The organism is Psychromonas sp. 14N.309.X.WAT.B.A12 (assembly GCF_030397575.1).
Classification (GTDB): domain Bacteria; phylum Pseudomonadota; class Gammaproteobacteria; order Enterobacterales; family Psychromonadaceae; genus Psychromonas.
The window spans coordinates 88,738-95,936 of sequence record NZ_JAPNXS010000014.1 but is presented as its reverse complement, the minus strand read 5'-3'; the positions used below and the strand labels follow the sequence as shown (position 1 = coordinate 95,936).

Genomic DNA, 7,199 nt, shown 5'->3' with positions numbered 1-7,199 from the left:
TAACTCGCACCACACCGTGGCGTTTGATAACTTTGCAGTTACGACAGATTTTTTTAACGGATGCACGAACTTTCATTGCAACACTCCGTGATTATAACTATCAGACTTGGTTATTTACCGTAGTCTTTCAAGTTAGCTTTTTTCAAGACAGAATCATATTGATTAGACATCAAATGAGTCTGCACCTGTGCCATAAAGTCCATGATAACAACAACGATAATTAATAACGAAGTACCACCGAAGTAGAACTGCGTATTCATCGCTACCATCATAAACTCGGGAATCAAACAGATAAAAGTAATATACAACGCACCAGCTAATGTTAGACGCGTCATCACTTTATCAATGTAACGTGATGTTTGTTCTCCTGGACGGATTCCTGGGATAAAGGCACCGCTTTTCTTCAGATTATCTGCTGTCTCACGAGGATTGAACGTAAGTGCAGTATAAAAGAAGCAAAAGAAGATAATAGCAGCTGCATATAACATCATATGCAACGGTTGTCCTGGCTGTAACGCCAAAGAAACATCCGATAACCAACTTAAACCTTCAGTCTGACCAAACCACTGGGCAATAGTACCAGGAAATAAGATAACACTCGAGGCAAAAATTGCAGGGATTACACCAGCCATATTTAATTTTAATGGCAAGTGAGTGCTTTGCGCAGCAAAAACCTTACGGCCTTGTTGACGTTTTGCGTAGTTAACGACGATTCGACGTTGACCACGTTCAACAAATACTACAAACGCAGTAGTTGCAAAAACGATAACAATTAATGCTAGTAACACTAGAAGGTGAATTTCACCTTGACGTGCTTGCTCAGCAGTTTGCCCGATTGCCGATGGCAACCCAGCAATAATACCTACAAAGATAATGATAGAAATACCATTACCAATACCGCGCTCAGTAATTTGCTCGCCTAGCCACATAAGGAACATAGTTCCTGTTACTAAACTCACAACTGCCGTTACATAAAAGCTAAGACCTGCATTTTCAACAAGTCCTGGCATCATGGTTGGCAAACCGGTTGCAATACCAATTGCTTGGAACGTACCTAAAACCAAAGTACCGTAGCGTGTATACTGGTTAATCTTACGACGACCAGATTCACCCTCTTTCTTCAGCTCAGCTAAAGGAGGATGAACTACCGTAAGCAATTGGATAATAATAGACGCAGAAATATACGGCATTATACCCAATGCAAAGATAGAAGCACGCTCAAGCGCACCACCAGAGAACATGTTAAACATCTCAATGATGGTACCCTTTTGCTGTTCGAATAAATCAGCTAGGACAGCGGCGTCAATACCAGGAATTGGAACAAAAGAGCCTGCACGGAACACTAAAATAGCGCCTAAAACAAATAGTAAACGAGTTTTAAGTTCGCTTAAATTGCTTCCTTGTGCCGCTTTCGGATCTAACCCTGGTTTCTTAGCCATTGCCTATTATTCCTCGATTTTTCCGCCCGCCGCTTCGATTGCAGCACGAGCACCTTTAGTAACACCAAGGCCTTGCACTGTAACTGAGCGAGAGATTTCACCAGATAGAACTACTTTTGCAAACTTAACTGTGTTTACAAGTAGACCTGCCTGTTTCAACGTTTCTAGTGTCACGATATCGCCTTCTACTTGTGCGATTTCGTTCAGACGAACTTCACCGGTAACAAGAGATTTACGAGATGTGAAACCAAATTTTGGTAAACGTTGTTTCAAAGGCATTTGACCACCTTCAAAACCAGGACGTACTGTACCGCCTGAACGAGATTTTTGACCTTTGTGACCGCGGCCACCTGTCTTACCTAGTCCAGAACCGATACCACGGCCTACACGTTTAGCAGCAGGTTTTGAACCAGCTGCTGGAGATAGAGTATTAAGTTTCATTATTACCCCTCAACCTTAACCATGTAGTAAACTTTATTAACCATACCACGTACTGCTGGAGTATCTTCCAACTCAACAGTATGACCGATGCGACGCAGACCTAAGCCTGTTAATGTTGCACGGTGCTTTGGTAAACGGCCAATTGCACTTTTGGTTTGAGTTACTTTAATCGTTTTAGTAGCCATGCTGAATTACCCCAGAATATCACTAACGTTTAAGCCACGCTTAGCTGCGATTTGCTCAGGAGAGTTCATGCTCTCTAGTGCATCCATCGTAGCGCGGACAACGTTAATTGGGTTAGTTGAGCCGTAAGCTTTTGATAGTACGTTTTGTACACCAACAACTTCTAACACGGCACGCATTGCACCACCTGCGATGATACCAGTACCTTCAGATGCTGGTTGCATGTATACCTTAGAGCCAGAATGACGGCCCTTAACAGGATGCTGCAGAGTGTTACCTTTTAATTGGATTTCGCTGATATTGCGACGTGCTTTTTCCATAGCTTTTTGAATAGCTGCTGGAACTTCACGTGCTTTACCATAGCCGAAACCAACACGACCATTACCATCACCAACAACTGTTAGTGCTGTAAAGCTAAAGATGCGACCACCTTTAACTACTTTTGAAACACGGTTTACTGCGATTAGCTTTTCGTTCAGATCACCGGTTTGAGATTCTACTTTTGACATAATCTTTACCCTTAGAACTGTAGACCAGCTTCACGAGCTGCGTCAGCTAGTGCTGCAACACGACCATGGTATTGGAAACCGCTACGGTCAAAAGAAATTTTAGTAATTCCTTTCTCTACCGCACGTTCTGCAACTAATTTACCAATTAGTTGAGCTGCTTCTTTATTACCACCGTTGTTAACTTGGGCAATCACTTCTTTTTCTAATGTAGAAGCGCTTGCTACGACTTGTGCGTCTGCTGTAATTACCTGCGCGTAAGTATGGCGAGGTGTACGGTTGATCACAAGACGAGTTGCACCAAGATCTTGCAATTTCTTACGTGTGCGGGTAGCACGACGAAGACGAGATGCTTTCTTATCCATAGTCTTACCTTACTTTTTCTTCGCTTCTTTACGACGCACATTTTCATCAGCGTAACGAACACCTTTACCTTTATAAGGCTCTGGTGGACGGAATGCACGAATCTCTGCAGCTACTTGGCCTACAACTTGTTTGTCAGCACTTTCTAATACGATTTCTGTTTGGCTAGTAGCCGTTGCAGATACCGATTTAGGTAAAGTGTAAACAACAGGGTGTGAAAAACCTAAAGTTAGGTTGATTTCTTGACCTTTAACTTGTGCACGGTAACCAACACCTTGAAGAAGAAGAGTCTTCTTAAAGCCTTCAGTTACACCTACAACCATGTTGTTAACGTTAGCACGTGCAGTACCTGCTTGTGCCCATGCGCCAGCTACACCTTCAACAGGTGCAAATGTTAGTACGCCATCTTCTAATTTAACAACAACAGCATCATTAAGAGTACGAACTAGTTCGCTTTTACCACCTTTTACAGTGATCTCTTGACCGTTTACTTTAACTTCTACGCCAGCAGGAACAGTAATCGGTGCCTTAGCTATACGAGACATAGATTACTCCTTAAGATACGTAACAGATGATCTCACCGCCGATGCTTGCATTACGCGCAGCTCGGTCAGTCATTACACCTTGAGAAGTTGAAACAATCGCAATACCTAAACCAGCCATAACCTTAGGAAGATCGTTTGCACCTTTATAGATACGAAGACCTGGACGGCTTACTCGTTTAATAGTATCGATTACTTTTTTGCCTTCGAAGTACTTTAAAGTAACTTCTAGTTCAGGCTTTGTGTCACCAGCAACAGCGAAATCTGAAATGTAACCTTCAGCTTTAAGCACAGTTGCAATTGCAACTTTTTGCTTAGAAGAAGGCATCTTAACAGATACTTTGCTTGCTGCTTGACCGTTACGAATACGCGTTAGCATATCCGAAATAGGATCTTGCATGCTCATAACTATTTACTCCGTGATTAGTTTGATTACCAGCTGGCTTTTTTTAGGCCAGGGATTTCTCCGCGCATCATATGCTCACGAACCTTAATACGGCTCATGCCAAATTTACGAAGATAACCATGTGGACGACCAGTAACGTTACAACGGTTACGTTGACGTACTGAACTTGAATCACGAGGTAGCGATTGAAGCTCTAACACTGCATTCCAACGATCTTCGTCAGATGTATTTACATTGTTAATAGTTGCTTTTAATGCTGCACGCTTTTCAGCGAACTTAGCAACTAACTTCTCACGTTTTACTTCACGCGCTTTCATTGATTGTTTAGCCATTTTCTAACTCCTTACTTACGGAATGGGAAGTTGAACGCAGACAAAAGTGCGCGTGCTTCTTCGTCAGACTTAGCTGAAGTAGTAATTGTGATATCTAAACCACGTACTTTATCAACTTTATCGTAATCGATTTCAGGGAAAATGATTTGCTCACGTACACCCATAGAGTAGTTACCACGACCATCAAATGACTTAGCATTTAGGCCACGGAAATCACGTACACGCGGGATAGCGATTGTTACCAAACGCTCAAAGAAATCCCACATACGCTCTCCACGTAGTGTTACTTTACAACCAATCGGGTAGCCTTCACGAATTTTGAAGCCTGCCACAGAGCGGCGTGCTTTAGTGATCATTGGCTTTTGACCTGAGATTGCTGCCATATCTGACGCAGCGTGCTCTAGGACTTTTTTATCAGCCAGTGCTTCACCAACACCCATATTTAGGGTGATTTTCTCTATTCGAGGGACTTGCATGACAGACGTATAGTCGAATTGCTTTTGCAAATCAGACACCACGTTGTCTTTATAGAAATCATGCAGTTTCGCCATCGTAAACTCCAGTTACTTCACAAGTTCATTATTAGACTTGAAGAAACGAACTTTTTTGCCGTCTTCTAATCTAAAACCAACACGATCTGCTTTACTCGTTGCCGAGTTGTAGATCGCAACATTTGATACTTCAATTGGTGCATTTTGTTCAATGATACCACCAGTCACACCCGCTTGAGGGTTTGGCTTTTGGTGTTTCTTCTGAACATTTACACCTTCAATAATTACTTTACCGTTAGCTAAAACTTGAGAAACTTTCCCAGTTTTACCTTTATCTTTACCGGCAATAACAATTACTTCATCGTCACGTTTAATTTTTGCTGCCATTTTCGGTTCCTTACAGTACTTCTGGCGCCAGTGAAACAATCTTCATGAAATTTTCATTTCGAAGTTCACGGGTTACAGGGCCAAAGATACGTGTACCGACTGGCTGGTTGTTTGCATTCAAGATAACCGCAGCGTTGCGATCAAAACGAATAACAGAACCATCGGGACGACGTACACCTTTTCTGGTACGCACTACCACAGCTGAATGAACATCACCTTTTTTAATTTTACCGCGAGGAATTGCTTCCTTCACAGAAACTTTGATGATGTCACCGATTGCTGCATAACGGCGATGCGAGCCACCAAGGACCTTAATACACATTACGCGTCGAGCGCCACTATTGTCGGCGACATCTAGCACACTTTGCATTTGGATCATTATAGTGCTCCGCTATTTACTATTGATACTCTCTAATGAGTCGTGTTCCCTTTTTTCAGGGAGCGGCATCATACCACCAACTTTCTTAGAAAGATAGTCTAAAAAAACGGCACTCATCAAATGAGTACCGTTTCGCTTATGTAAACAAACTTAATTAACTGAAAACAGTTACTTATGCTTTGCTTACGATTTTAGCCAATGTCCAAGATTTATTCTTAGATAGAGGACGACATTCAGTAATTTCTACGTAGTCGCCTTCATTACATTGGTTTGTTTCATCATGTGCTTGAAGCTTAGTAGTACGCTTCATGAATTTACCGTATAACGGGTGCTTCACTTTACGTTCAATAGCTACAACGATAGATTTTTCCATCTTTGCACTGATTACTTTACCTTGAAGAGTACGAGTGTTTTTATCGCTCATTACGCACCTGCCTTCTGATTTAATACAGTCTTAACACGGGCGATGTCACGACGCACTTGTTTAATTGAGTGCGGCTTTTCTAACTGACCTGTGTTTAACTGCATACGTAAGTTAAATTGCTCACGTAATAAGTTTAGAAGTTCAGCATTAAGCTCTTCAACGCTTTTTTCTTTAAGTTCGTTAGCTTTCATTACATCACCTTACGAGTTACGAAAGTTGTTGCCACTGGCAATTTAGCTGCTGCAAGAGCAAATGCTTCACGAGCCAATGCTTCTGGAACACCTTCCATTTCATAAAGAACTTTACCTGGTTGAGTTTGAGCAACCCAATATTCCACGTTACCTTTACCTTTACCTTGACGAACCTCTAATGGCTTGCTGGTAATCGGCTTATCAGGAAACACACGGATCCAGATTTTACCTTGACGTTTAACATGACGAGTCATTGCACGACGTGCTGCTTCGATTTGACGAGCAGTAATTCGACCACGACCAGTTGCTTTTAGTCCAAATTCGCCAAAGCTGACTTCCGCACCTTTAGAAAGACCACGGTTGCGGCCTTTCATCATTTTACGGAACTTCATACGTTTTGGTTGCATCATAGCGTATTTCTCCTACTTACCGCGACCTTTGCGTTTTGGTTTAGCTGGCTGTTCTTCTTGTTGAAGTGGTAAACCACCAAGAATTTCACCTTTAAAGATCCAAACCTTAACGCCAATGATACCGTAAACAGTCAATGCTTCTGATGTTGAGTAATCAATATCGGCACGAAGAGTATGTAGAGGTACACGACCTTCACGATACCATTCGTCACGAGCGATTTCTGCACCACCAAGACGACCACTAACTTGAACTTTGATACCTTTAGCGCCTAGACGCATAGCATTTTGTACCGCACGCTTCATAGCGCGACGGAACATAACACGACGCTCTAACTGAGAAGAGATTGAATCTGCTACTAGTTTTGCGTCAAGTTCAGGTTTACGAACTTCTGAGATATTGATTTGAGCTGGAACGCCGGCCATTTTAGCAATAGCTGTGCGTAGCAATTCAACATCTTCGCCTTTCTTACCAATTACAACACCAGGACGAGCTGTGTGAATAGTCACACGTACACTTTTCGCTGGACGTTCAATAGTAATTTTAGACAAAGAAGCATTTTTCAATTTCTCTGTTAAGAATTTACGGATTTGAAAATCACTGTATAAGTTATCTGCAAAATCGTTTTTGCCTGCATACCAAGTAGAGCTAAATGCTTTAGTGATACCTAGGCGAATACCGTTAGGATGAACTTTCTGTCCCATTGT

The 7,199-nt window shown here is 42.1% G+C and carries 16 protein-coding genes; all 16 read right to left on the bottom strand.

Translation table 11 applies throughout. The features are described 5' to 3' along the window. Window positions 1-76 (bottom strand): 50S ribosomal protein L36 (gene rpmJ / locus OW492_RS15735; protein WP_290038341.1); only part of this gene is annotated, 76 nt, incomplete at its 3' end. Between the two features lie 34 nt (window positions 77-110). Beyond that, complete coding sequence (secY, locus tag OW492_RS15730) at window positions 111-1,439, bottom strand: preprotein translocase subunit SecY (RefSeq protein WP_113819688.1); 1,329 nt, start codon at window positions 1,437-1,439, stop codon at window positions 111-113. A 6-nt stretch (window positions 1,440-1,445) separates the two neighbouring features. Continuing rightward, window positions 1,446-1,880: a 50S ribosomal protein L15 gene (rplO, locus tag OW492_RS15725; RefSeq protein WP_113819687.1), complete on the bottom strand. Its 435-nt coding sequence runs from the start codon at window positions 1,878-1,880 to the stop codon at window positions 1,446-1,448. A 2-nt stretch (window positions 1,881-1,882) separates the two neighbouring features. Beyond that, complete coding sequence (gene rpmD / locus OW492_RS15720) at window positions 1,883-2,065, bottom strand: 50S ribosomal protein L30 (RefSeq protein ID WP_113819686.1); 183 nt, start codon at window positions 2,063-2,065, stop codon at window positions 1,883-1,885. Window positions 2,066-2,071: 6 nt separating this feature from the next. After that, a complete protein-coding gene (gene rpsE, locus OW492_RS15715) occupies window positions 2,072-2,572 on the bottom strand; it encodes a 30S ribosomal protein S5 (protein WP_025563067.1) in 501 nt (166 codons plus the stop codon). Window positions 2,573-2,583: 11 nt separating this feature from the next. After that, a complete protein-coding gene (gene rplR / locus OW492_RS15710) occupies window positions 2,584-2,934 on the bottom strand; it encodes a 50S ribosomal protein L18 (RefSeq protein WP_113819685.1) in 351 nt (116 codons plus the stop codon). Window positions 2,935-2,943: 9 nt separating this feature from the next. After that, window positions 2,944-3,477, bottom strand: a complete 534-nt coding sequence (gene rplF / locus OW492_RS15705; protein ID WP_290041356.1) for a 50S ribosomal protein L6 — start codon at window positions 3,475-3,477, stop codon at window positions 2,944-2,946. A gap of 10 nt (window positions 3,478-3,487) precedes the next feature. Then, entirely contained in the window at window positions 3,488-3,880 is a 393-nt protein-coding gene (gene rpsH, locus OW492_RS15700) for a 30S ribosomal protein S8 (protein WP_113819683.1), read from the bottom strand. 26 nt (window positions 3,881-3,906) lie between these two features. Next, the gene (gene rpsN / locus OW492_RS15695; protein ID WP_028869300.1) at window positions 3,907-4,212 is read right to left on the bottom strand and encodes a 30S ribosomal protein S14; all 306 of its coding nucleotides are present in this window, start codon (window positions 4,210-4,212) and stop codon (window positions 3,907-3,909) included. Window positions 4,213-4,223: 11 nt separating this feature from the next. Then, on the bottom strand, window positions 4,224-4,763 hold the full coding sequence (rplE, locus tag OW492_RS15690; RefSeq protein WP_113819682.1) for a 50S ribosomal protein L5: 540 nt from the start codon (window positions 4,761-4,763) through the stop codon (window positions 4,224-4,226). Between the two features lie 12 nt (window positions 4,764-4,775). After that, window positions 4,776-5,090 carry a 50S ribosomal protein L24 gene (gene rplX, locus OW492_RS15685; protein ID WP_113819681.1) on the bottom strand — a complete coding sequence of 105 codons (315 nt, stop codon included), beginning with the start codon at window positions 5,088-5,090 and terminating at the stop codon, window positions 4,776-4,778. A gap of 10 nt (window positions 5,091-5,100) precedes the next feature. After that, the gene (gene rplN, locus OW492_RS15680; RefSeq protein ID WP_025563074.1) at window positions 5,101-5,469 is read right to left on the bottom strand and encodes a 50S ribosomal protein L14; all 369 of its coding nucleotides are present in this window, start codon (window positions 5,467-5,469) and stop codon (window positions 5,101-5,103) included. Window positions 5,470-5,641: 172 nt separating this feature from the next. Further along, a complete protein-coding gene (gene rpsQ, locus OW492_RS15675) occupies window positions 5,642-5,893 on the bottom strand; it encodes a 30S ribosomal protein S17 (protein WP_113819680.1) in 252 nt (83 codons plus the stop codon). After that, window positions 5,893-6,084, bottom strand: a complete 192-nt coding sequence (rpmC, locus tag OW492_RS15670) for a 50S ribosomal protein L29 (RefSeq protein WP_028869303.1) — start codon at window positions 6,082-6,084, stop codon at window positions 5,893-5,895. Before rpmC ends, rpsQ begins: the two co-directional genes overlap by 1 nt. Further along, window positions 6,084-6,494 carry a 50S ribosomal protein L16 gene (rplP, locus tag OW492_RS15665; protein ID WP_025563077.1) on the bottom strand — a complete coding sequence of 137 codons (411 nt, stop codon included), beginning with the start codon at window positions 6,492-6,494 and terminating at the stop codon, window positions 6,084-6,086. The genes rpmC and rplP overlap by 1 nt, the downstream gene beginning before the upstream one ends. 12 nt (window positions 6,495-6,506) lie before the next feature. Further along, the gene (gene rpsC, locus OW492_RS15660) at window positions 6,507-7,196 is read right to left on the bottom strand and encodes a 30S ribosomal protein S3 (protein WP_113819679.1); all 690 of its coding nucleotides are present in this window, start codon (window positions 7,194-7,196) and stop codon (window positions 6,507-6,509) included. Between the last annotated feature and the right edge of the window lie 3 nt (window positions 7,197-7,199).

What these genes read in the sequence shown, in the direction of transcription:
- rpsE (WP_025563067.1), bottom strand. Translation starts at nt 2,572, where the DNA reads ATGTCAAAAGTAGAATCTCAAACCGGTGATCTGAACGAAAAGCTAATC.
- rplX (WP_113819681.1), bottom strand. Translation starts at nt 5,090, where the DNA reads ATGGCAGCAAAAATTAAACGTGACGATGAAGTAATTGTTATTGCCGGT.
- rplR (WP_113819685.1), bottom strand. Translation starts at nt 2,934, where the DNA reads ATGGATAAGAAAGCATCTCGTCTTCGTCGTGCTACCCGCACACGTAAG.
- rpsC (WP_113819679.1), bottom strand. Translation starts at nt 7,196, where the DNA reads ATGGGACAGAAAGTTCATCCTAACGGTATTCGCCTAGGTATCACTAAA.
- rpsQ (WP_113819680.1), bottom strand. Translation starts at nt 5,893, where the DNA reads ATGAGCGATAAAAACACTCGTACTCTTCAAGGTAAAGTAATCAGTGCA.
- rpsH (WP_113819683.1), bottom strand. Translation starts at nt 3,880, where the DNA reads ATGAGCATGCAAGATCCTATTTCGGATATGCTAACGCGTATTCGTAAC.
- rplN (WP_025563074.1), bottom strand. Translation starts at nt 5,469, where the DNA reads ATGATCCAAATGCAAAGTGTGCTAGATGTCGCCGACAATAGTGGCGCT.
- secY (WP_113819688.1), bottom strand. Translation starts at nt 1,439, where the DNA reads ATGGCTAAGAAACCAGGGTTAGATCCGAAAGCGGCACAAGGAAGCAAT.
- rplP (WP_025563077.1), bottom strand. Translation starts at nt 6,494, where the DNA reads ATGATGCAACCAAAACGTATGAAGTTCCGTAAAATGATGAAAGGCCGC.
- rplF (WP_290041356.1), bottom strand. Translation starts at nt 3,477, where the DNA reads ATGTCTCGTATAGCTAAGGCACCGATTACTGTTCCTGCTGGCGTAGAA.
- rplE (WP_113819682.1), bottom strand. Translation starts at nt 4,763, where the DNA reads ATGGCGAAACTGCATGATTTCTATAAAGACAACGTGGTGTCTGATTTG.
- rpmC (WP_028869303.1), bottom strand. Translation starts at nt 6,084, where the DNA reads ATGAAAGCTAACGAACTTAAAGAAAAAAGCGTTGAAGAGCTTAATGCT.
- rpsN (WP_028869300.1), bottom strand. Translation starts at nt 4,212, where the DNA reads ATGGCTAAACAATCAATGAAAGCGCGTGAAGTAAAACGTGAGAAGTTA.
- rplO (WP_113819687.1), bottom strand. Translation starts at nt 1,880, where the DNA reads ATGAAACTTAATACTCTATCTCCAGCAGCTGGTTCAAAACCTGCTGCT.
- rpmD (WP_113819686.1), bottom strand. Translation starts at nt 2,065, where the DNA reads ATGGCTACTAAAACGATTAAAGTAACTCAAACCAAAAGTGCAATTGGC.